Source organism: Methylorubrum extorquens, from assembly GCF_024169925.1.
In the GTDB taxonomy this organism is placed as follows: domain Bacteria; phylum Pseudomonadota; class Alphaproteobacteria; order Rhizobiales; family Beijerinckiaceae; genus Methylobacterium; species Methylobacterium extorquens_A.
In genome coordinates this window covers 906,317-928,861 of the sequence record NZ_JALJXF010000001.1, presented here as the reverse complement: position 1 = coordinate 928,861, position 22,545 = coordinate 906,317, and the positions used below count along the sequence as shown (strand labels likewise).

The 22,545-nt window shown below is 68.3% G+C and carries 17 protein-coding genes and 1 pseudogene; 7 read left to right on the top strand and 11 right to left on the bottom strand.

Features of this window, described 5'->3' with window-relative positions:
* Positions 1 to 23: 23 nt before the first annotated feature.
* Positions 24 to 275: a hypothetical protein gene (locus tag J2W78_RS04455; RefSeq protein ID WP_253368357.1), complete on the bottom strand. Its 252-nt coding sequence runs from the start codon at positions 273 to 275 to the stop codon at positions 24 to 26.
* 200 nt (positions 276 to 475) lie between these two features.
* Between J2W78_RS04455 and J2W78_RS04450 the strand changes: the two genes are divergently transcribed.
* Positions 476 to 1,111, top strand: a complete 636-nt coding sequence (locus J2W78_RS04450) for a glutathione S-transferase N-terminal domain-containing protein (RefSeq protein WP_253368355.1) — start codon at positions 476 to 478, stop codon at positions 1,109 to 1,111.
* A gap of 918 nt (positions 1,112 to 2,029) precedes the next feature.
* Here the strand turns inward: J2W78_RS04450 and tolB are convergent.
* The 8 genes and pseudogenes from tolB to ruvB all read right to left on the bottom strand — a co-directional run bounded on the left by tolB (position 2,030) and on the right by ruvB (position 9,838).
* On the bottom strand, positions 2,030 to 3,370 hold the full coding sequence (gene tolB / locus J2W78_RS04445; protein ID WP_253368354.1) for a Tol-Pal system beta propeller repeat protein TolB: 1,341 nt from the start codon (positions 3,368 to 3,370) through the stop codon (positions 2,030 to 2,032).
* A 78-nt stretch (positions 3,371 to 3,448) separates the two neighbouring features.
* Entirely contained in the window at positions 3,449 to 4,837 is a 1,389-nt protein-coding gene (gene tolA / locus J2W78_RS04440) for a cell envelope integrity protein TolA (protein ID WP_253368352.1), read from the bottom strand.
* A gap of 14 nt (positions 4,838 to 4,851) precedes the next feature.
* On the bottom strand, positions 4,852 to 5,301 hold the full coding sequence (locus J2W78_RS04435) for an ExbD/TolR family protein (RefSeq protein WP_253368350.1): 450 nt from the start codon (positions 5,299 to 5,301) through the stop codon (positions 4,852 to 4,854).
* 31 nt (positions 5,302 to 5,332) lie between these two features.
* The gene (gene tolQ, locus J2W78_RS04430) at positions 5,333 to 6,049 is read right to left on the bottom strand and encodes a protein TolQ (protein ID WP_253368348.1); all 717 of its coding nucleotides are present in this window, start codon (positions 6,047 to 6,049) and stop codon (positions 5,333 to 5,335) included.
* A 190-nt stretch (positions 6,050 to 6,239) separates the two neighbouring features.
* A complete protein-coding gene (gene ybgC, locus J2W78_RS04425) occupies positions 6,240 to 6,662 on the bottom strand; it encodes a tol-pal system-associated acyl-CoA thioesterase (RefSeq protein ID WP_253368346.1) in 423 nt (140 codons plus the stop codon).
* Between the two features lie 149 nt (positions 6,663 to 6,811).
* Positions 6,812 to 7,528, bottom strand: coding sequence for a DUF4142 domain-containing protein (locus J2W78_RS04420; protein WP_253368344.1), 717 nt, complete (start codon positions 7,526 to 7,528; stop codon positions 6,812 to 6,814).
* A 305-nt stretch (positions 7,529 to 7,833) separates the two neighbouring features.
* Positions 7,834 to 8,775: pseudogene (locus tag J2W78_RS04415) on the bottom strand (metallophosphoesterase).
* Positions 8,768 to 9,838: a Holliday junction branch migration DNA helicase RuvB gene (ruvB, locus tag J2W78_RS04410; protein ID WP_253368343.1), complete on the bottom strand. Its 1,071-nt coding sequence runs from the start codon at positions 9,836 to 9,838 to the stop codon at positions 8,768 to 8,770. The pseudogene J2W78_RS04415 and the gene ruvB overlap by 8 nt, the downstream one beginning before the upstream one ends.
* Before the next feature lie 261 nt (positions 9,839 to 10,099).
* Here ruvB and J2W78_RS04405 point away from each other — a divergent pair, with 261 nt between their 5' ends.
* Positions 10,100 to 11,878: a L,D-transpeptidase family protein gene (locus J2W78_RS04405; RefSeq protein WP_253368341.1), complete on the top strand. Its 1,779-nt coding sequence runs from the start codon at positions 10,100 to 10,102 to the stop codon at positions 11,876 to 11,878.
* Between the two features lie 147 nt (positions 11,879 to 12,025).
* Positions 12,026 to 12,553, top strand: a complete 528-nt coding sequence (locus J2W78_RS04400; protein WP_253368339.1) for a Dps family protein — start codon at positions 12,026 to 12,028, stop codon at positions 12,551 to 12,553.
* Positions 12,554 to 12,687: 134 nt separating this feature from the next.
* On the opposite strand, the gene J2W78_RS04395 is transcribed toward J2W78_RS04400, so the two are convergent.
* Positions 12,688 to 15,390 (bottom strand): bifunctional acetate--CoA ligase family protein/GNAT family N-acetyltransferase, encoded by a 2,703-nt coding sequence (locus tag J2W78_RS04395; RefSeq protein WP_253368338.1) that lies wholly within the window; start codon positions 15,388 to 15,390, stop codon positions 12,688 to 12,690.
* Positions 15,391 to 15,730: 340 nt separating this feature from the next.
* Between J2W78_RS04395 and J2W78_RS04390 the strand changes: the two genes are divergently transcribed.
* From J2W78_RS04390 to J2W78_RS04380, 3 genes are all read left to right on the top strand, one after another.
* Positions 15,731 to 16,381 (top strand): class II aldolase/adducin family protein, encoded by a 651-nt coding sequence (locus J2W78_RS04390; RefSeq protein ID WP_253368336.1) that lies wholly within the window; start codon positions 15,731 to 15,733, stop codon positions 16,379 to 16,381.
* Positions 16,382 to 16,971: 590 nt separating this feature from the next.
* Complete coding sequence (locus J2W78_RS04385) at positions 16,972 to 17,487, top strand: MucR family transcriptional regulator (RefSeq protein ID WP_253373966.1); 516 nt, start codon at positions 16,972 to 16,974, stop codon at positions 17,485 to 17,487.
* Between the two features lie 218 nt (positions 17,488 to 17,705).
* On the top strand, positions 17,706 to 18,488 hold the full coding sequence (locus J2W78_RS04380) for a restriction endonuclease (RefSeq protein ID WP_253373965.1): 783 nt from the start codon (positions 17,706 to 17,708) through the stop codon (positions 18,486 to 18,488).
* Between the two features lie 2 nt (positions 18,489 to 18,490).
* Here the strand turns inward: J2W78_RS04380 and J2W78_RS04375 are convergent, their stop codons facing one another.
* On the bottom strand, positions 18,491 to 19,792 hold the full coding sequence (locus J2W78_RS04375) for a PepSY-associated TM helix domain-containing protein (protein ID WP_253368334.1): 1,302 nt from the start codon (positions 19,790 to 19,792) through the stop codon (positions 18,491 to 18,493).
* 440 nt (positions 19,793 to 20,232) lie between these two features.
* Between J2W78_RS04375 and J2W78_RS04370 the strand changes: the two genes are divergently transcribed.
* Positions 20,233 to 22,416 carry a transglycosylase domain-containing protein gene (locus J2W78_RS04370; protein WP_253368332.1) on the top strand — a complete coding sequence of 728 codons (2,184 nt, stop codon included), beginning with the start codon at positions 20,233 to 20,235 and terminating at the stop codon, positions 22,414 to 22,416.
* Positions 22,417 to 22,545 lie beyond the last annotated feature (129 nt).

The following is a 22,545-nucleotide window of genomic DNA, read 5'->3' as shown; positions in this document are numbered from 1 at the left end:
TGCAGAGCCCTGCTGCCGTCGCGTCAGGCCTTCTGTTCCTTCAGGCGCTTGACGCACTTGCTATAATACTGCGGCCACTTCGGCCCTTGAGCTGCCTTCTCGGTGGCAGAAAGCGCGCGCCACTCGGCGCCGCACTTCTTCTGCCGCTCGCGCGCAGCAGATTGGGCCACACTCTGCTCCTTGCCCGTCTCCTTACCGGTCTCTTTGGCCACCGCGGCCTGGGCTAAGAGGAGCGGCGCGGCCAGCAGGGCGGCTGCGAGGAGACGAGAGAGCATCGGGCGACTCCGGCGGGTTGGATTCGGCGGCTTCGCCGTTCACGCCGCATCACAGCCGCATCAAGGGCCAAAGAGCAAGCGCCCTCTACAACTTGCGCACGACTGAGCGCGAGCTTGGCCTTCGGCTTGAGCCGCCGGGCCGTTCCGCGCTACCTCGTGAACCGAGGATGGGCGCGGGCCCGCTTTTCCGGGATGCCAGCATGGCGGTCACGACGGCGCAGCCGATCGAACTCTACACCTGGAGCACGCCGAACGGGTGGAAGATCCCGATCATGCTCGAAGAGTGCGGGCTGCCCTACCGGGTCGTACCGGTGAACATAGGCAAGGGCGAGCAGATGGCGCCCGACTTTCTCGGCATCTCCCCCAACAACAAGATCCCGGCCATCGTCGATCCGGACGGGCCGGGAGGCACGCCGATCTCGGTGTTCGAGTCGGGCGCGATCCTGCAATATCTCGGACGCAAGACCGGCTGCCTCTATCCGAGCGACGAGCGCGCCCGCACCGCAGTGGACGAGTGGCTGTTCTGGCAGGTCGGCGGACTTGGGCCCATGCTGGGGCAGGCCCACCATTTCCGCATCTACGCGCAAGAGAAGATCCCCTACGCCATCGATCGATTCACGGAGGAAGCCAAACGCCTCTACGGCGTTCTCGACCGGCGGCTTGCCGACCACGAATATCTGGCCGACGCGTACTCGATCGCCGACATCGCCGCGCTGACCTGGGCGAAGTTCCACGGCAAGCAGGGGATCGCGATCGAGGAACTGCCGAACGTCCGCCGCTGGCTCGACGCGCTGCTCGCCCGGCCGGCGGTGCAGCGCGGCCTCACCGCGATCTGACGCCGGGGGCATCCGACAGGTCCGGGCTTGCCGGCCAACGCCTGTTTGTCCGCGGGCCGGCACACCTGCCGGGGAGCTTCAGGCCGGCCCGCGGGCCCGTCCTGGCGCCGGGGGGTAGAGGCGAGGACAGGCTCCCCAATCTCGCCGACGATTGATGCTGCTTTGTGTCCGCCGGTGGCAGCGATCCCCCGTGATCGGGTTGCCTGCCGCCGCGCGCGGTGACGTCGTAGGTTCGCCGGAGAACCGCCCGCGAGGGGACGCGGCTTGCGGTCGCGACCGATCCGGCGCGGATTTCCCGCCCGATGCGGACAGCCCTTTCGCATCGCCGGCCGTAAGCCGTTGCCGACGAATGATTTTACCCACCAAGCATTCGTTGACACGAAAATCAGAAGGCTTGGCGGCAAATTCCCGCTTGACGGCCTGCTAATACGGACGCAGTCTACATTCGTGCTTCGCATTCGCAAGCACATCGGCCAAGTAACCGCGTGATCTTCGCGTGGTTTGTTGACGAAAGCTGGAGGAGACAGGGATGACTCCACCGCAGCACGAAGCCGCAACGATAGTCTGAGAACCCGTTCGGTCTCGGATTGAGTGGCCCGCCACGAACACCGGACGGAAGCGGATCCCTAGGGGCGCAGAAGCGGCCGACACGGCACGACTTCGAACACGCATCAGCCCCACCTGCGGACCGCTTCCGCCGCGGTTTCTATCGTCAGTGCGAAGGTCTTCACCGTGCCGGCCGTCGAGGCTCGCGCGGATTTCAGCGCGGGCCGTGCCGTCGCAGCGAAGCCGTTCGGCTTGCAATGGCGGTGTGGGTTTGCCGGTCCGCCCTTGCGAGACTTCGGTCGCGCTCTGTGCGCGTCCGGCTGATGTTCGTCGCCGGTCTCGCGGCGACGAAACCGGCCGCGCCCGGCTCGCCTACTTGCCCGACAGCAGCGGCGACCAAGTCGGGTCCGAGGCAAAGGACGGGGTCGGTACCGGCTGCTCCACCTTGCCAGTGATGTCGACCATGTAGAGCTTGCCGCCGCCCTGGCCGCCGGGATCGCGGAAGAACATCACGTATTGGCCGTTCGGCGCGAAGGTCGGGCTCTCGTTGTGGAAGCCCTCGGTCAACACCCGCTCGCCCGAGCCGTCGGGCTTCATCACGCAGATGGCAAAGCCCCCCTTGCGCTGGCGGGTGAAGGCGATGAGGTCGCCGCGGGGCGACCAAGCCGGCTGCGAGGCCGAGCCTTCGCCGAAGGAGAGCCGGCGCGGGTTCGAGCCGTCGGCGCCCATCACGTAGATCTGCTGCGAGCCGCCGCGGTCGGATTCGAACACGATCTGGCTGCCGTCTGGCGCGTAGCTCGGCGAGGTGTCGATCGCAAGACCCTGCGTGACCGGGGTCTGTGCTTTCGAGGCGATGTCGACGGTGACGATGTCGGCGTTGCCCCCCTGCTGCACACTCATCACGAGGCGGCGACCGTCCGGCGAGAAGCGCGGGCTCGCGCTCATCGAGGCGAAGTTGCCCACCGTCTGGCGCTTGCCGGTCTCCAGATCGATCATCTGGACCTTGGGTTGCTGGCCCGTCGCCTGGGTCATGAAGGCGATGTCCTGCCCCGCCGGCGAGTAGCGCGGCGCCACCACCGAGACGTCGCCGCTCCCGGTCAGCGCACGGACGTTGGCGCCGTCCTGATCCATTACCATCAGGCGCTTGCGGCGATTCTCCTTCGGACCCGACTCGTCGACATAGGCGACGCGGCTGTCGAACCAGGCCCCGAGGCCGGTGACCTTGGTGTAAACCGCATCCGACACGAGATGGCCGGTGCGGCGGGCATTGGCGACGTCGGTGCCGTATTGCTGGCCCGTGATCTGCTGGCCCGAGGCCACGTCCCACAGGCGGAAGGCGACGGTGAGCCGGCCTGACCCGTCACGCCCGACCCGGCCGGTCACCAGCGCCTGGACGCCCGCGCCTTTCCAGGCCTCGAAGTTCGGCGCCGCGTCGAAGCTCGGATTCTCGGGGAAGCGCCCCTTTTCCAGCGGCGTGAAGTAGCCGGAGCGGCGCAGGTTGTTCGTGATGACGCTGGCGACCAGCGTGCCGAGGCTGGCATCACCGGCGAAGTCGGCAATCGCAATCGGCATCGGCTGAAAGGCGCCGCTGCCGATGCGGAGCTGAAGCTGCGCCTGCGCCGGAGTCGCGGCGGGCAGCGCCAGGGCGAGGACGCCGAGCGCGGCCGCGAAGGCCGGCAGAAGGGCGCGCCGGGTGAAGGCTGTTCCAGGCATGGGACAAGTCCAGGTCGTTCGGGGAATGCGAGAAAGAAAGGCCGATGACGCAGTGGATCGGCGGGTCGAGCCGGCGGATCACACGGGCGAGAACTCGAACTCGGCGTTGATGGCCTTCCAGTCGTTGTAATACGGCGCGTACTGGGCCGGGATCTTGAAGGGCGCGCAGCGCCGCACCGCCCGCAGCGCGGCCTGTGCGATCGACTGATCGACCGAGTTGTTGCCCGCGCGCATGACTCGCGGCTCCGTCGTGAGCGAACCGTCCGCATTGAGGCGGATGTCGAGCATCGGCAGCACCACGCCCTGCGTCGCGCCGGGCGGCGCCGAGTAGCACCGCTCGATCTGCTGTTGCAGCATGCCGACGAGGGCGTCGCGCAAGGACGGCGAAAGCCGCTGGGCGGTGCCGGAGGCCGCGCCGAGCGAGGCCGTGCGCTGGACCTCACGGCCGGTCGAACCGGTCGATTGCGAGGCGGCGCGGGTCTGCGTCTCGCGGCTGTCGCCAGGGCTGGCCCTGTTGGCGAGTTCCGCCTGCTGGCGCGCCTTGGCCTCGGCATCGGCCTTCGCCCTGGCGTCGGCCATCGCCTTGGCCTTGGCTTTCGCGGCGGCTTCGGCTTTTGCCTTCGCCTCGGCATCCGCCTTGGCTTTGGCTTCGGCGACCTGCTTGCGGTGCTCGGCCTCGGCTTCCGCCTTTGCCGCCGCTTCGGCCTTGGCCTTCGCTTCAGCCTTGGCTTCGGCTTCCGCCTCGGCCTTCGCTTCAGCTTTGGCCTTGGCGTCGGCCTTCGCCTTCGCCTCGGCGCGCGCCTTGGCCTTCGCCTCGGCCGCCTTGGCGGCGGCTTCCGCCTCGGCCTGCTCGCGCTCGACCAGTTTCTGCAACTCGTCGCGCTTTTCGGCCTCCGCCTTTGCGACGGCTTTCGCTTCGGCCGCTTTGACAGCCTCGGCCTTTGCCGCCTCGGCCTTGGCAGCGGCATCCGCTTTCGCTTTGACCTCGGCCTTGGCCTTCGCCTCGGCGGCCTTGGCCGCAGCCGCCTTCTCGGCTTCGGCCTTCGCGGCCTCCGCCTTGGCCGCTGCGGCTTCCGCCTCCTCCTTCACCGGGTCGGCGGAGTCGGCGCGCAGCGGCATCGCGTCGACGGCGGCGAGGCGGGTATCGGCGGTTCGGGTGGGGGCTGCGGGTGCGTCGGTCTTGGCGTTCTCGGGCTCGCGCTGCTCGTGCTTCTCCGCCACGCGATCGGCGCGGTTCGGGGTGTTCTCGGGCTTCTCCGCGTTGCGCTCGCCGCGAGTCAGCTCGGAAAATTGCTGCTCGGTCAGCACCTCGACCGGCACGCCTTCCTGCGCGTCCGGCATGGCCGGTGCGGCGACGGCGAACAGGGCGGCGCCCAGCACGGCAGCATGGGCCGCGGCCGAGATCCAGACGCCGGGTTCGCGATTTCGGAAAGGCTCGGTGAGTGAATTGGGCCAGCGCAGAGCCACGGTGCCTTGCTCCGCTAATTCGATTCCGGCTCGGTGACGAGGGCGACCTTCTTGAAGCCGCCGCCGGTCACGATCGCCATCACCTGGGCCACGCGCCCGTAATCGACGCGCTTGTCGCCGCGCACGAACACCCGCTCCTCGGTGCCGGTCTTCGAAGTCTGCATGAGCTGGGGCACGATGTCGTCGTCCTTCAGCTCGACCTCACCGAGATAGACCTCGCCCGTGCGGCGGATCGAGAGCGTGATCGGCTTGACGTCGGAGTTGAGCGGGCTCGCCTTCGATTGTGGCAGGTCGAGGGGCACGCCGACGGTCATCATCGGTGCCGCGACCATGAAGACGATCAGCAGCACCAGCACGACGTCGATGAACGGCGTCATGTTGATTTCGTTGATGGCGCCGTGTCCGCGCCGTCCGCGGCGGCGGCGCTTGCCGCCGCCCTGTGCCGCGCCGTGCGTCATGCCCATTGGATTGGCTCCCGCTGCTGTAACGGCCGGATCAGGCGGCGACCGAAAGGCGCTCGTCGATCTGCCGCGACAGGATCGCCGAGAACTCGTCGGCGAAGCCCTCCAACCGCGACTGCGACTTCGACACGGTGGCCTGAAGCTTGTTGTAGGCGAGCACCGCCGGGATCGCCGCGAACAGGCCGATGGCGGTGGCGAATAGAGCCTCGGCGATGCCGGGCGCCACGACGGCGAGCGAGGTGTTCTTCGAGGCCGCGATCGAGGTGAAGGCGGTCATGATGCCCCAGACCGTGCCGAACAGGCCGATATAGGGGCCGGCCGAGCCGATCGAGGCGAGAAACAGGAGGCGCGAATCGAGCCGCTCGACCTCGCGCTGGATCGTCACGTCGAGCACCTTGTCGATGCGCTGCGACAGCGAGTGGATCTGCCGGCCCGAGCCCTCGAAGGAGCGCTTCCACTCCCGCATGGCGGCGACGAACAGCGCGCCGAGGCCGGTGGGCTGGCGGTCGTTGAAGGAGCGGTAGAGTTCCTCCAGCGAGCGGCCGGACCAGAACGCCTCCTCGAAGGCGTCCATCTCGGCCTCGACCCGGCGGAACAGCAGGGTCTTGTCGACGATGATCGACCAGCACCAGATCGAGGCGCCGAGCAGGCCCACCATCACGAGCTTGACGACGAAGTGCGCCTGCCAGAACAAGCCGAACAGGCTCATGTCTGCGACGGGCGCGGCCTGCATGGCATCGGCTGGGGTCATCGAACGATCCTCGCGTCGTCAGGGCCGCGCCGAGGCGCACCGGACTGCCGACTGATCCTTTGAGCGATGAGGCTTGAGATCACTCGTGAATCTGTCGAAAGTAAGGGTCGCCTCCGGGCACTTTCGTGGCGATGAGGCTTTCCCTGCGAGGGATCGTTAAGCACCTCTCAAGGTTAAGGATCGGTTTCGTTCAGGTGTTGGGTGGGGTGAGCGCCCGGCGCAACCCGTCCGGCAGGCGGATCGCCCGGCCGTTTCTGACGCAGGCGACCACGACCTCGGCGCGTACCAGCGTTTCCCCGCCGCGGCGCACTTCCTGAGCGAGATGCATCGAGGCGCCGCGCAGCTCGCTCGACCAAGTCAGCACGTCGATCCAATCGTCCATGCGGGCGGGCTTGAGGAAGTCGAGGGTCATCTTCCGCACGACGAAGACGAGGCCTGTGCCTTCCGCGTGCATCTCGGATTGGTCGCCCGCGAGAGTGCGCAGGAGTTCGGTGCGGCCCCGCTCCATGAAGCGCAGGTAGCTCGCGTGATAGACGAAGCCCGAGAAATCGGTGTCCTCGTAATAGATCCGCACCGGGAGCCGGTGCGCATTCTCAGGTGCCGCTGTCGTCATGGAAATCCGGTTGCGAGGAAGAACCGGTGTCTAGAGGTTCAGGCCGCGCATGGCGAGACGAGCGCGCGGCCTGTCGTCGATCGGCGTCATGAGGCGAGGGCCGCCCCCTTTCGGGAACAGCCCTGCCAGATGGGATGGGTCTGCTTGGATCAGCCGCCGATGCGGTTGGCGAGGCTCGCCGAGTGGGCGTGCTCGTCGGCGATGTAGGGCAGAGCCTGGTTCGCGAAGGTGCGGCCGTCGGCGCTGTCGCCGTTGCGGGCATAGCTGCTGTAGAGGGCCAGCGTGCGCGCATCCGAACGAGCCTGACCGGCGACATAGGCTTGGTCGAACTCGCGGGCCGAGCGGGCCGAGCGAAGGCGCTCGAGGCGCTGCTGGCCGTTCGGGCCGAGGGCGACGCGACGGCCGGGCTCGCCCGGGCTGTTGTCCACGAGGCCAACGCCGCCGAGCACGCCACCGACGATGCCGGTGCCGATGTTGGCGGCCAGCGTCACAGGGGCCAGCACCACGCCAAGCGGGTTGTCGAGGCGGGTCGGGATACCCTGCTGGTCGGATACGACGCGACCGCTGGCGGTCAGCGAGGTGCCCTCGGGCAGCAGCGCCCGGGTGGTGGCCTCACGCTCGACGAGGATCCGGTTGGCATAGTTGCGGACCCTCGGGTTGCGGGAACGCTCCAGGGCGATCCGGCTCGCTTCGATGCTGGTAGCATCCGAGCGCAAAGCCTCGGCGCGGAAATCGCGGGTGTCAGTTGCGGCGCGCCCGATCGGCGCGTCGCTGCCGATGCGCAGCGGCAGGGCGTCCTGAGCCAGGGCGGGCGTGGCGAGGGTAGCGACGGACAGGCCGAGGGCGGCCAGGACGGTCGTCTTCATGGCGGAGAGTTCCTTGAAGGTCGTGCTGAAATCGTTCGTTGGGCCGGCGCTCCCGAAGAGCGGGGTCGGGCCCTCAACTTGTGCGGTGCACGCCTGTTCCGCATGCCGCCGACGCTGCCTTCGATGGCCGCAGATGCGCCGGATTGCCGCTGGAAGAATCTGCAGGTTCAAAATAAATCGTTGTATGACAGATGGTTGTTTCGCATTTGCATCGCGGGGATTATCGCCGATGCAGCCTTGAATAGTTAAAATATGCTCACTTTTTCGTCGATTATGTCGCGGTTGCTATGTGGTCGACGCATGTCTCAGTTCCCTGGACCATCGGCCCCGAGTTCGACGACGACGATCTCCGGCGGTACGCCGAGACGCACCGGCGCGATGCTCGTGCCGAGCCCACCGGAAATGATGAGATCCGCCTGCTCGCGGACATGGCCTTAGGCGAAGCGGTTGGCGTAGAGAGAGGGGACGACCGGAGAGCGCCCGAATAAGCGCACCTGTCCGCCATGGGTATGACCGGAGAGCGTGAGCGTGATCCGCGGCGGGACCTGCGGAAAGATGTCGGGCTCGTGCGCCAGCAGGATCGCGGGCGCGCTGTCGAGGACCTTCGCCAGCGTTCCGGCCAAGTCGTCGAGGCCGATGCGGGGGTGACTGTGGCGCTTCCGACCCGGCAGTAGCGCGAGCTGGTCGCCGAGCCCGGCGAGCCACACCGTATGACCCCTGACCGAGAGCGGCCGCGCATCGTTCTCCAGAACGGGGATACCGGCGCGCCGGAGCGCCTCGCCCGCGATCGTCGGGCCGGCGCCACGGGCCTGGGCCGTCTTGTCCTCCCACCAATCGTGGTTGCCGAGGATGGCGTAGGTGCCCAGCGGCGCGGCGAGTTGTCCGAGCACCGGCGCCCATTCGGCAGCGTCCACGTAACGCGTGACGACTCGCATGCCGGAGACGTAGTCGCCGAGCAGCACGATTACGTCGCCTCGAAGGGCATTAGCCGCTGCGACGATGCCAGCGATGCGCGCAGTCGGCATCCAGGGCTCGCAGACATGGATGTCGGCTAGCGCGACGATCCGCAAGGTCAGGCCCTACGGCCAGGGGCCGATCGGCCGCAAGCGGTAGCGCGTCACCGCGAACCGCATCGGCTCGATGCCGACCGCATAGGCGCCCGTCCCCGCCCCGGTCAGCGCCGTTGCGCCGAGCCCAATCAGCACCGTCCGTCGCGTAACTGAGACGGGGCTCGCACCGTTAGGCATCCGGGTCATCGCTGCCGCCGAACAGGCCGAACTGCGAGCCCGGATCGCGGCGGGGTTCGGCAAAGCCCATGTGCCGGAAGGCGTGCGGCGTCAGCACCCGCCCGCGCGGGGTGCGCTGCACGAAGCCCTTCTGGATCAGGTAAGGCTCGATGATATCCTCGATCGCGTCGCGCGGCTCGGACAAGGCCGCCGCGATGGTCTCGATCCCGACCGGGCCGCCGCCGAACGAGGCCGCGATCAGCGTGAGATACTTACGGTCCATCACGTCGAGGCCGACGGGATCGACGTCGAGCATCTGCAGCGCCCGGTCGGCGATGGCGCGGCTCACCGTCGTCGCGTCCTCGACGATGGCGAAGTCGCGCACCCGGCGCAGCAGGCGCCCGGCGATGCGCGGCGTGCCGCGGGCGCGCTTGGCGATCTCGTTGGCGCCCTCCTCCGACATGCCGAGGCCGAGCACCCGCGCGCCGCGGCGGACGATGAGTTCCAACTCGTCGATCTCGTAGAATTCGAGGCGGATCGGGATGCCGAAGCGGTCGCGCAGCGGCGTGGTGAGCAGGCCCGCGCGGGTGGTGGCGCCGACGAGGGTGAATTTCGGCAACTCGATCTTCACCGAGCGGGCGGCCGGGCCCTCGCCGATGATGAGGTCGAGCTGGTAATCCTCCATCGCCGGATAGAGAATCTCCTCCACCGCCGGGTTGAGGCGATGGATCTCGTCGATGAACAGGACGTCGCGCTCCTCCAGATTGGTGAGCTGTGCGGCGAGATCCCCGGCCTTGGCGATCACCGGGCCGGAGGTCGAGCGAAAGTTGACGCCGAGTTCGCGGGCGACGATCTGCGCCAGCGTCGTCTTGCCGAGGCCCGGCGGGCCGACGAACAGGACGTGATCGAGGGCCTGGCCGGTCTTCTTGGCCGCCTCGATGAAGATCTGCATGTTGGCGCGCGCCGCCCGCTGCCCGATGAACTCGGAGAGGTTCAGGGGGCGGATCGACTGGTCGGCGTCGTCCGGCCGGCGCTCGGGGCTCAGCAGGGTCTTGCCGGGCTTCGGTGTCTTGTCTTCGCTCACGGGGGTCTCGCGGGGCGTCGGCCGAGGACTCTCGCAAAACGTCCGCGGCGCCGTCGCCCCGAGGGGAAACGGTCGGCGACCGGGCGTCTCGTGAGGCATTCCGACCCCGCGTTTTGCACATCCTGCACGCCCGCACCACCGCGGCAGGACGGTCCGTTTCGCCGAGCCCTGCGTGCTCCGGGACACGCCGACGGCGAGGGGGTGAGCGAGTTGGTAACCAACCGCGCCGATGATCGGGCCGTGCACCCGATGAGATCCGCGATGCCGAATGTGATCCCCACCCCGCGCAGGCCCCGCCGCGCCCGGCTCATCGGCGGCACCGGAGCCGCCCTCGCCCTGCTGCTCGCCGCCCCGCTGCGGGCCGAGCCCGTCCCCGAGCCGCAGCTCGATTCCCGGATCAACCTGCGGATCGAGCCGAAGGCCGAGGCCGCCCCGGAGCCGAAGCGCGAATTGAGGGCCGATCCCAAGCCAGAGCCGCGGGCGGACAAGGCGGAAGTCAAGGTCGCCCCGAAGGCCGATCCGAAGCCCGAGGTGAAGACCGCGCCGAAACTGGAGCGTCCGACCGCCGACACGGTGGCTGTTCCGGCCGAGACGTCTCCGGCCAAGAAGGCTTCGCGGGAATTGCCGCCGGTCGTCTATGCCCGCGTGTCCGAGGATCCGCTGCCGAGCTACACCGCGCAGACCTTCGTCGATACGATGCGCGCCGCCGAGCGCTATCAGGTCTACGCCGAGGCCGGCGGCTGGAAGACGCTGCCCGCCGACTTCGCGCCGAAGCCCGGCGACAGCCACGCCGCGATCCCCTCGCTGCGCCATCACCTGACCCTGACCGGCGACCTTCCCGCCGACGCGCCGCCCTCCGACCGGTTCGATCCGCCGCTGGTCGCGGCGGTGAAGTCGTTCCAGGCCCGCCACGGCCTGCCGGATGCCGGCATCTTCGGCCGTCTGACGCTGAACGCCCTCAATGTGCCGGCCGACGTGCGGCAGCGGCAATTGCGCGCCTCGGCCCAGCGTCTGCTGGGGTCGGGCTTCGGCTTCGGCGAGCGCTACGTGACCGTGAACATCCCCTCCGCCACGGTGGAGGCGGTGGAGAACGGTGTGGTGACGCGCCGCTACGTCGCCGTGGTCGGCTCGCCCGACAAGCAGACGCCCGCGGTCGAGACCCGCATCACCGACGTGAACCTCAACCCGACCTGGACCGTGCCCGTCTCGGTGATCAAGAACGAGATCATTCCGACGATGCGCAAGAATCCCGGCTATCTCGCCAAGAACCGTATCCGCATTCTCGGCCCCGGCGGCGTCGAAGTCGATCCGACCGCGATCGACTGGAACACGCAGAAAGCGACCAACTACACGCTGCGCCAGGATTCCGGCCTCGACAACTCGCTGGGCCAAGTGCGCATCGATATGCCGAACCGCCACGCGATCTACATGCACGACACCCCTTCGAAATCGCTGTTTGCCGGCTCGGTGCGCTTCCATTCGCATGGGTGCGTGCGCGTCGGCCAAGTGAAGGAGTTCGCCGCGTGGCTGCTTCAGGGCACCGAGGGACCGAACGGGCCGGGCTCCGCCTGGGGGCCGATCGAGATCGAGACCGCCATCGCCGTCGGCGAGCGGCGTGACGTAAAGCTCGTGAAGCCGACCCCGGTCGCCTTCGTCTACATGACCGGCTACGCGACCTCGGACGGCCGGGTGCATTTCCGCGACGACATCTACGGCCTCGATACGCCCCCGGCGCCGGCCGCCGCGACACCGCCAGTCCCCGACGTGACCACCACCGGCGCCATCACGCCCCGCGCGGTGCCGACACCCCGGCCGGCCGCAGCGGGCGCCGCGCCGCGCCCCCTGCCCGCAGCGCAGGCTGCACCCAGCAAACCCGCATCGGCCAAGCCTGCACCGGTCGGGTCGCCCTCCACTCCGACACCCGCGACCGCCCTGCCCGCTCCGCCGAAGCCGCAGGCCCGGAAAGCCGCGCCGCCCGTCCGTGGGCCCGAGAGCGAGCCGGTCCCGATGCCACCCGGCCTCGTCGGCGGGCGGGGCTGAGGCGCCCGCGCGGCGCCGTGTCCCATCCACAGCAGCGCTGCCATGCGGAGCGGAACAAAGGTTCCCGCTTTCTCATTCTGCCGATCGAGTGCCGGCGTTCTTGTCGCCGGTCAAAATTCGATTGCAGAGTGTCAAGGATATCACCCCATGGCCAAGGCTAAGCTGCGCGTCCCCAGCGACCGGCTCAATACCCCGACTGATCTCGACCCGAACGACGTCAAGAAGATCTCCGAGGGTCTGACCGTTCTCCTGTCGGATCTCTTCGCGCTTTACATCAAGACCAAGAATTTCCACTGGCATGTCAGCGGCCCGAATTTCCGCGACTACCACCTGCTGCTCGACGAGCAGTCCGAGCAGATCTTCGCGATCATCGACGCCGTCGGCGAGCGCGCCCGCAAGATCGGCGGTACGACCCTTCGCTCGCTTGGACAGGCCGATGGGCTCAAGCGCGTCCCCGACAACAATGCCGACTACGTCAGCCCGCTGGAGATGCTGAAGGAGCTGCGCGACGACAACAAGGCGCTCACCGCCAACATGCGCGAGCTGCACAGCGTCACCGACGAAGCCAACGACGTCTCGACCACGAGCCTCATCGAGGAGTGGATCGACCAGTCCGAGGAGCGCACGTGGTTCCTCTACGAGTCGACCCGCGAGGCCACCGACAGCGGGCACTGAGCTCTTCCGCGATGCCGAGAGGCCGCCGATCCGAAAGGGTCGGCGGTCTTTTTCCATTTACGCGGAGCCACCCGCGATCGCCGGGGCATCGTCTTTTTCCCCGAAAGCCGGTGGCCACCTTTCGGGACGATGCTCTACGCCCCGACGGTCAGCGTTGCCTTCACGAGGCTCGGGTCGTCCGGAACCGACTTCTCGACGAACCCGAGGTGGCGGCAGACCGCCCGCATCGGCCGGTTTTCGGCGAGCACGCTGCCCTCGACCACGGCGATGCCCTCGGCCCGCGCCCAATCGATCATCATCCGCATGAGGGCGACGCCGAGGCCTGTGCCCTTGATGTCGGAACGCACGAGGATCGCGAACTCGCCCGTGTCGTGGTTGGCGTTGGCGTGCAGGCGGACGGCGCCCAGCATGCGCCGGTCCTCCTCCGCCGTCTCGTCAAGGGCGACGAAGGCGATAGCACGGGAATAGTCGAGCTGGGTCAGCCGGGCGAGGAAGGCGTGGCTGAAGTCCCGCACCGGGGCGAAGAAGCGAAGGCGCACATCCTCGGGGTCCACCTGCGCGAAGAAGGCGCGGAACATGCCCTCGTCGTCGGGCCGAACCGGCCGGACCTGGATGCACCGCTCCCCGAGATTGAGCCGCCGCTCCCAATCGGACGGATAGGGCCGGATTGCGAAGCGCGGGTGCCAGTTGCCGCGGCGGCGCTCCGGTCGGCTCGGCTCCGGCGCGATGCGTACGCGCGCGTCGAGGGCGACCACGCCGTCGGCGTCGGCGATCAGGGGATTGATGTCGAGTTCGCGCACCGCCGGCAGGTCGGCTGCGAGTTGGGCCAGCTTCACCAGCAGCAGCGCGATGGCCGGCAGGTCCGCCGCCGGCACGTCGCGATAGGCTTCGAGACGGCGGGCGACGCGGGTGCGGCCGATCAGTTCGCTCGCCAAGGCCAGATCGAGCGGCGGCAGCGCCAGGGCCCGGTCGTCGATCACCTCGACTGCCGTGCCGCCGCGCCCGAACACGACCACGGGGCCGAAGACTGGATCTTCGGCCAGCCCCGCGATCAGCTCCCGCCCCTGTGGCCGGCGCAGCATCGGCTGCACGGCAAACCCCGCCACCCGCGCGTCGGGGCGCAGTTCCCGGACGCGCGCGATCATGGCATGGGCCGCCTCGCGCACGTCGGCCTCCGAGGTGAGGCCGAGGCGTACGCCACCCACCTCCGATTTGTGCACCACGTCCGGTGAGACGAGCTTGAGCACCACCGTGCCGCCGCCCGCGATCAGCGGCCAGGCCGCGGCCGCGGCCCCGTCGGGATCGGGCGCCAGCGTGACGGGTAGCGAGACGATCCGGTAGGCGGTCAGCAACTCGGTCACCGCGTAGGGGTCCAGCCAGGTGCGGCCTTCGGCCAGCGCCTCCTCGACGATGCGGCGCGCGGCGGCGACGTCCGGCGTGAACGCACGCGGCAGGGCGTCGGGCGTGCGCATCAGGTCGTTCTGGGCCTCGCGGTAGCGCACGAGGTGCAGGAAGCCCTCGACCGCGTCGGCATCGGTCGCGAAAAGCGGGATCTTGGCTTCGGCGTAGATCGCGCGGATCGCCTCGTCCTCGCCGATCGAGACCGCGAAGACCGGCTTGCGGCGCCCCGCCGACCGCGCCTTGGCGACGGCACCGGTCACGGTCTCGGCGACCTCTCGGCTGCCCGCCCGCGCGGTGGGGACGTGGATCGAGACGATCGCGTCGCTGTCGCGCCCGGCGAGCAGCGGTTCCAGGGCGCCGACGTAATCGCTCGGCACCGCGTCGATGCCGAGATCGAGCGGGTTGGCGCCCCGGCCGTGCCGCACGGGGGCCAGGCAGTCCTGCGTTGCCGGTGCGGGCTCCGCCAGCGTGCCGCCGAGATCGGCCAGCCGGTCGGCGGCGAGCGCGCCGATGCCGCGCCCGTTGGAGACGATCATCAGCCGGTTGCCGGGGAACGGCCGCTGGCGCCCCAGGGTCTCGACGGCGGCGAACATGGCATCGAGCCCGTCCACTGCCAGCAGGCCCGCCCGGCGGAAGGCGGCCTCGTAGACGGCGCCGGGCCGGGCGAGCGCGCCCGTATGCGTTTCCGGCCGGTGGCCGGGTGCATCGTGGCGCCCGGTGCGCAGCACCACGACCGGCTTGGCACGGGCCGCCGCCCGGGCCGCCGTGAGGAATTTCCGCGCATCGGCCACGTGGTGCAGCGAGAGGATGATCGCGCGGGTGTGGAAATCCTCGGCGAAGTGGTCGAGGCAGTCGGCGATGTCGATATCGGCGGAGCGGCCCAGCGTCATCACTGCGGAGAAGCCGGCCCCGTGCCGCCACCCCCATTCGGCGATGGCCGAGGCGACGGTGCCCGATTGCGAGATGAGGGCGAGATCCCCCGGCTTCGGCGGGCGAGCGAGCAGGCTCGCGTTGAGGCCGCGCGCCGGCACGCTCAAGCCGATGCTGTCGGGCCCGATCAGCCGCAAGCCGTGCCGCCGTGCCGCCGCCTGGGCGGCACCGGCCGGGGCTGCCTCGCCGACGCCGAGATGGGCGGACAGGATCACCGCCGCGGCGGCGCCGATCTGCCCCGCCTCCTCGACGATGCCCGGCACTGCCGCCGGGGGCGTGGCGATCATGACGAGGTCGGGAGCCTGCGGGATGTCGGCGAGGCGCGGGCTGCAGGCCAATCCATCGACGCTGGTCTCGCGCGGATGGACCGGGACGATATCGCCGGTGAATCCGCCCGCGCGCAGGCCGTCGATGATCGCCCGGCCGACGGAGCCGGGTCGATCGCCCGCTCCGACCACGGCGATGCGGCGCGGGGCGAGCAGAGCCTCGAATCGATAGGTGCTCATGGGCCGGCTATATCATCTCAGGGCCCGAGGCCGAGCGTCAAACCGCCGTCCGACGGAGCGGATCGACCGCAATCAGCGCGACGGGGCCGCACCTGAAGCTCGTGCGGCGCGTATGCCTCTCTCCCATACACGTGTTCGGCGAGCGTGCCTGCCGTATCAGGCGCAAGCGTCGCGGCCCGGCAATCCCTATCCGGCTCGACCTTCCCCTGTTTCACCCGGCCGCTGCTGCCGGTAGTGTCTCGAATCGGTCTCGATGGTTGCCGGAGCAATCGTGCCCGACAAAGCCCGTTCCGTGCGCGCTCCGCATCGCATGATCGATCCGCCGTCAGAGGAGTTGTCCGTGCCGACTTTCGCGATCCGTCAAGCGATGGTCGAGGCGATGCGCCGGATGCTCGATCTTGGTCTCAGCCAGGGAACCTCGGGCAACCTTTCCGTTCGAACCGGAAGCGGCTTCCTCGTGACGCCCTCCGGGATTCCAGCCGAGCAGCTCAGCCCCGATGACCTTGTCCCCATGGATTTCGACGGGCGCTGGGAGCATCCGCTGGCCCCCTCCTCCGAGTGGCGCTTCCATCGGGACATCCTGGCGGCCCGGCCCGAGATCGGCGCCGTCGTCCACGCCCACCCGCCCTACGCGACCGGCTTTGCGATCTGCGGCCGGGAGATTCCGGCGGTGCATTACATGATCGCGATGGCCGGCGGTCCGACCATCCGTTGCGCCCCCTACGCGCCCTATGGCACGCAAGGTCTCTCGAATTTCGCCCTCGATGCCCTCGAAGGCCGCAGCGCCTGCCTGCTCGCCAATCACGGCATGATCGCCACCGGGCCGAATCTCTCGAAGGCGATGTGGCTCGCCGTCGAAGTCGAAGCTCTGTGCCGCCAATATGCGATTGCGTTGCAGGTCGGCGCACCGGTGGTGTTGTCCGATGCCGAGGTCGCCGAGACGGTGGAGCGATTCAAATCCTACGGTCCCCGGGAGAAATCCGGGCATTGAATCCGATTATCGAGCAGTTTCGATTTTTACTGTTTTCGAAGATATCGATCGATCATAATTAAAATATGCATCAAACATATCCATAGTAATGTCAGGTATTTCGCAGTATTACATAGATCTGATACGAGTATGACTATTAGAATTTTTCAATTAATATTTTCCGTATATATTGAGTTTAAAATTCGGAAAAATTTTCTGCTACATCGCTGTTAGATCAGGTTTGGCAATATATGTTTTGATCGTCTTTTAACCTTGTTACCTGGCGTTTGCATATGAGTCTGAACCGGCGCTGTCAGGCAGTTTTGCCCGAACAATCTACGTAATCGTCCCACCTTCTGTTTCGCAATTGTACCGGATATCGGGGCAAATTTGTGGAGTCTTCAATGCGACTTTTGTCGCAATAGCCCTGGCAAACAGACCAAAGTCCAATTGTTTTTTGGACGACGCTAAAAACCATCTTGCAGCCGTTTCCATCAAAGGTTAAGTCCTGCGTCATTCCGCGCAGTCGCACCGTGTCCGGCAATGATGGCGTCCTGATTGCGGCGCATATTGCAGTTCGTCGTTTGCAGATACCAGAAGGGATATTGAGGATGTCGCTTGAGGATGCCTCCGCTGGCGATCACGTGGCGTTGGTTGTCGATATCGTGTCGGCCTATGTCGGGAACAACTCCCTGGCGGTCGGAGAATTGCCCGGCTTGATCACGTCGGTTCACGGTGCGCTGGCGCAATTGTCGAATAAGCCGAGCGAGCCGGAAGAGCCGGCCCTGACTCCGGCTGTGTCAATCCGCCGTTCGATCCAGCAGGATTTCCTCGTTTGCCTCGAAGACGGCAAGAAGTTCAAATCGCTCAAGCGGCATCTGCGGACGCGCTACAACCTCTCGCCCGACGAGTATCGCGCGCGCTGGAACCTGCCCGACGACTATCCGATGGTCGCGCCGAGCTACGCCGCAACCCGGTCGGAATTGGCCCGGACCATGGGCCTCGGCCAGCAGCGCCGGAAGTGGCCCTCCAAGACGGCGACGGAGTCGGCCGCCGAACCGACCCCCGACGCCGCTGCCTCGACGCCGCGTCGCCGTGGCCGGGCCCGTTCCGCGGACACGGTCTGAGCGCATCGCACCGGCCGACATCGTAGAAGGTCCGGCCGCCATCGATCGCTCGGCCGCCTGGCGGCTGGTTTGCGGCGAAGCCGCTTATCCACACGCGATGTGGCGCCGCCCCTCGCCGGGGGCGGGATGCGGACCCGGCGTTAGAAGTCGGGCAACCGCTCGGCGGGAACAGTTCCTGTGAGGTCCGGGCATCGTCCCGGTCTCTTGCGGGAGACATGATGTCCGGCCGGTCGACCATCGCCACGCGCCTGTTCTGGAGCGTCGTCCTCGGGGGCGCTGCCGCCATCCGCTATGGAGCACCCGCTCTCGCCGCCACGGGTGCGGTCTGCCTCGCGATCCTCCTCCATCGCCTCGACCGGCCGCGCCGCTTCCGCTCGCTCGTGCGCCGCATCGCCCGCCGCCACGCCGCGACGCTCGCCCTGCGGCGGCGGCAGGAGCGCTTCCTCGACGCCTACGGCAACACGATCGAGGATGGCTGGCTGCGCGAGCGCGAGTATTTCGTCGAGCGCACCGTCCTTCCGCTCGTCGAGGAGCGCGGCTTCTCCGATGACGCCGAGCCGCGATTCGATGAGATGGTGGAGATCGTCGAGCGGGTGGCCTGCGCGCACGAACTGCCCGACGAAATGGAGACGCCGGAAGACGGGATCGCCTACGAGCGATACTGCGCCGAACTTCTGGGCGAGGCGGGCTGGGATGCCCGGCCCACGGGGGCGAGCGGCGACCAGGGCTGCGACGTCGTCGCCGAGAAGGCGGGCCTGCGCCTGATCGTGCAGTGCAAGCGCTACAATCGCCCGGTCGGCAATGCCGCGGTGCAAGAGGTAGCCGCTGCCGCCCTGCACTGGTCCGGCGATATGGCCGCCGTGGTCTCGAATGCCGGCTTCACGCCCGCCGCCCGCAAGCTCGCCGGCACCACCGGCGTCCTGCTCCTTCACCACGACGACCTCGCGACACTGGCGCCGACCCGCCGGGCCGGCCGCCGTGTGCGGGCGGCCGGGCGCTGAGCCTACTCCGCCGGCACCGCCCGACTGATGGGCCGGACGGGCAGCGCCACGGCCTTGCGCCGAACCGACAGCCGCGCCGCCCGCTTGCGCCACCAGATCACCACGCCGGTGACCGACAGCATCGCCACGACGAGCCCCATGAGCGAGATCAGGATGCGGCCGGGCAGGCCGAGGATGCGGCCTGAATGGATCGGGAACTGCGCCTGCACGAAGATGTCGGCGGCGGTGCCGACCCAGGGCTGGCGGTCGCCGATCACCCGGCCGTCTCCCCCGTCGAAATAGATCGCCGCCGGGCCGACGCCCGCCGCGCCGTGGTCGTCGCCGGGCTCGAAGAAGCGGGCGGTGTAGAAGCCCTGCATCGTGCTGTAGGCCAGCGCGCCGACCGGCTCCTTCCAGCCGCGGCGTTGTCCCTCTGCCTGCGCCGCCTCCAGGATGCGAGCGTAATCCACCCCCGGCTCGATCGGCTTGAGCGGCGAAACGAAGGGGCGGGTGTTCGACGGCTCCGGCGTAACCTGCGAGACGCTCGACATCAGCGGTAGGAACACCTCGCGGTAGAGATTGAGCGAGAACGCTGTGAAGGCAAGCACGAACAGCAGCGCGAAGGTCCAGAGGCTGAAGGCCCGGTGCAGGTCGAAGGTGATGCGGTAGGGGCTGCCGGAAGTTTTCACCTTCCAGGCCGGCTTCCAACGCGACCACCAGCCCCGGCCGAGCTGCCGCTCGACTGCCGCCGGACGCTCCGGGTTGGCGGGTTTGCGCGCTGGAAGCGTCAGGTAGAAGCCGACGAAGGAATCGAGCGTCCAGACGATGGCGACGATCCCGAGCAGCCAGATGCCCCAGCGCTCCTCGCCCCACATCTCCGGCAGGTGCAGGGAATAGTGCAGCTTGTACAGGAACGAGATCAGCGTTTCGCGGGTGATCGGCCAGACCTGACCCCATTCCCGCCGGCCGAGTTCGGTCCCCGTCACGGGGTCGAGAAAGACCTGATTGTAGCCGAGCTTGTGCAGCGTGCCGGTCGCCGCATCGACCCGCGGCATCACGAACAGCGACAGCGACTCGCCGGGCTCGGCCGCCAGCGGAAGATAGGCGACGCGGGCGCGGGGATCGCGCGCCTCGAACTGCCGTGCCAGGTCGAGGGCGGGGATCGCCGCACCACGGCTCTCGACCGCGTGCAGATGCGGGTTCAGCCAATCGTCGAGTTCGTGGTCCCAGGAGATCACCGCGCCGGTGAGCCCCGCCACGAGCAGAAATGCCGCGATCGCCAGACCGGCCCAGCGGTGGAGAAGGACGAAAACGGAGCGCGCCATCAACCCTCGAGCCTCTTGCCGCGACGGACCGGCCGACGTCGGAGAAGGAAAGGCGATCCGGCCCTCGGACGAATGAGCCCCGGTCCGGTCAGTCCCTTGTGCAGGCCCTCATGCCTGCGCGGCGAGGGCAAGACCGTCGATAAAGGTTGCCACGTCCATACGCTACCCCTTAGCCGACCCTTCAATCGTGCGCGACACGATCAAGCGTGAAGATCCGGTGAAGGCCGGCCGGGCGTGCTGCGGCTGGTTTAACAACCCTTAAACCCGCCGCAATTACTGTCTCTGACGCAAGGGGGCGACCCGCCGTGCCGCAGGGCCAGCCGGCGCGTCCGAGGGGGATCGATCCGGCGGAATACCGACGCGCGGATCCCGAGCAGGGGAGCACGGTCGCGGGAGGCAAGATCCTTTCGGGGATCGGCAGCCCCTGACGCATGGAACGCATGGCGCAGTCTCGCGGACGCAAACCACGCAGCGAACCCACCTTCGACATTCCGGAGGGGAGCGAGCCCGGCCGCCTCGACGTGCGCCTGTCGCGCAGCGACCGGTCCGCGGGCGGCCAGCGGGCTTCGGCCAGCCGCCCCGCCTCGGCGTCGAAGGCGCGTGCGCGCAAGGCGTCCGGTGGAGGCGGTGGAAAGCGTCCGCCGCGGCGGCGCTCCTGGCTCGGCCGTCTGGTCTATGCCGGGGTCGTCCTCGGCATCTGGGTGGCGATCGGGCTCGCTGGCCTCATCGCCTACCACGCCTCGCAATTGCCGCCGATCGACCAGCTCGCCGTTCCGAAGCGCCCACCCAACATCGCGATCCTGGCCAGTGACGGCAGCCTGCTCGCCAACCGCGGCGAGACCGGCGGACGCGTCGTCTCGATCAAGGAATTGCCGCCCTACCTGCCCCGCGCCTTCGTCGCGATCGAGGACCGGCGGTTCTACGACCATTTCGGCATCGATCCCGTCGGCATCGCCCGCGCGATCACCCAGAACCTGACCCGGCGCGGGGTGGCGCAGGGCGGCTCGACGCTGACCCAGCAGCTCGCCAAGAACCTGTTCCTGACGCCCGAGCGCTCCGCCTCGCGAAAGATCCAGGAGGCGATCCTGGCGCTGTGGCTGGAGCACAAGTACTCGAAGGACGAGATCCTCGAACTCTACCTCAACCGGGTCTATTTCGGTGCCGGCGCCTACGGCGTCGAGGCGGCGGCGCAGCGTTATTTCGGCAAGCCCGCCAAGAACGTGACCCTGGCGGAGGCCGCCATGCTCGGCGGCCTCGTGCAGGCGCCGTCGCGACTTGCGCCGAACCGCAACCTGAAGGCGGCGCAGGCCCGCGCGGCTCAGGTGCTTGCGGCGATGGAGGAGCTGGGCTTCGCCAAGAGCGCCGACGCGAAAGTCGCGCTGGCGCAACCCGCCCGGCCCGCCTCGACCCGCGGCGGCGGCTCGCCGAACTACGTCGCCGACCTCGTGATGGACGTGCTCGACGACTTCCTGCCGAAGTTCGACGAGGACATCGTCGTCGCCACCACCGTCGATGCGAGCATGCAGACGGCGGGCGAGAAGGCGCTCACCGACGAGCTCAATGCCAAGGGCGCCCGCTACAACGTCGCCCAGGGCGCGCTCGTCTCGATGCGGCCGGACGGGGCGATCCGCGCCCTCGTCGGCGGGCGCGACTACGCCCAGAGCCAGTTCAACCGCGCCACCACCGCCAAGCGCCAGCCGGGCTCGGCCTTCAAGCCCTTCGTGTACCTCGCGGCGGTCGAGCGCGGCCTGACCCCCGACACGATGCGCGAGGACGCGCCCGTGCGAATCGGCAACTGGGCGCCGGAGAACTACTCGCACAACTATCGCGGCCCGGTCTCCCTGCGTGAGGCGCTGGCGCTCTCGCTTAATACGGTGGCGGTGAAGCTCGGCCAGGAGGTCGGCCCGAAGGCGGTCGTGCAGACCGCCCAGCGGCTCGGCATCTCCTCGTCGCTCCAGGCCAACGGCTCGATCGCCCTCGGCACATCGGAGGTGACGCCGCTCGAACTGGTGGGCGCCTACTGCGCCTTCGCCAATGGCGGGACCGGCGTGATTCCCTACGTCATCGCCAGCATCAAGAGCGCCACCGGCAAGGTTCTCTACAAGCGCGGCGAGGGCGGGCTCGGCCGGGTCATCGACCCCAACGCCGTCGGCATGATGAACGCCATGATGCACGACGTCTTCACCATGGGCACGGCGAAAAAGGCCGAGATTCCCGGTTGGGAGCTGGCGGGCAAGACCGGCACCAGCCAGGAGTTCCGCGACGCGTGGTTCGTTGGCTACTCCGCCACGCTGGTGACGGGGGTCTGGCTCGGCAACGACGACGGCGAGCCGACCAAGCGCGCCTCGGGCGGCAGCCTGCCGGTGGAGATCTGGAAAGCCTACATGACGACGGCGCTCAAGGGCGAGAAGCCGGTAGGCCTGCCAGGCATGAACCGCTGGCGGGCGCCCCGGCCCGAGTCGCAGCCTGAGCGGGATTCCGGCCCTGGCGGCCTGATCGGCGCACTGCTTGGCGAGCCGGAGCAGACCGCTTCCGCCCTCCCCCCGCGCTCGGTCTCTCGGGAGCGTGGTCCGAGCCGGGACGATCGCAACTTCCTCGAGAAACTGTTCGGGGTCGGCGAGTAGGCGCTGCCCGATTTGCCTGATGGGGTCGGTTAATCTCTCCAGTCGAGCGGCGGCTGACAAAAATTCGGGCGCGGCCTGAGCCGGCCGTGCGGCCGGGCGCCACATTCGCGCCACGTTGAAGGCATGACC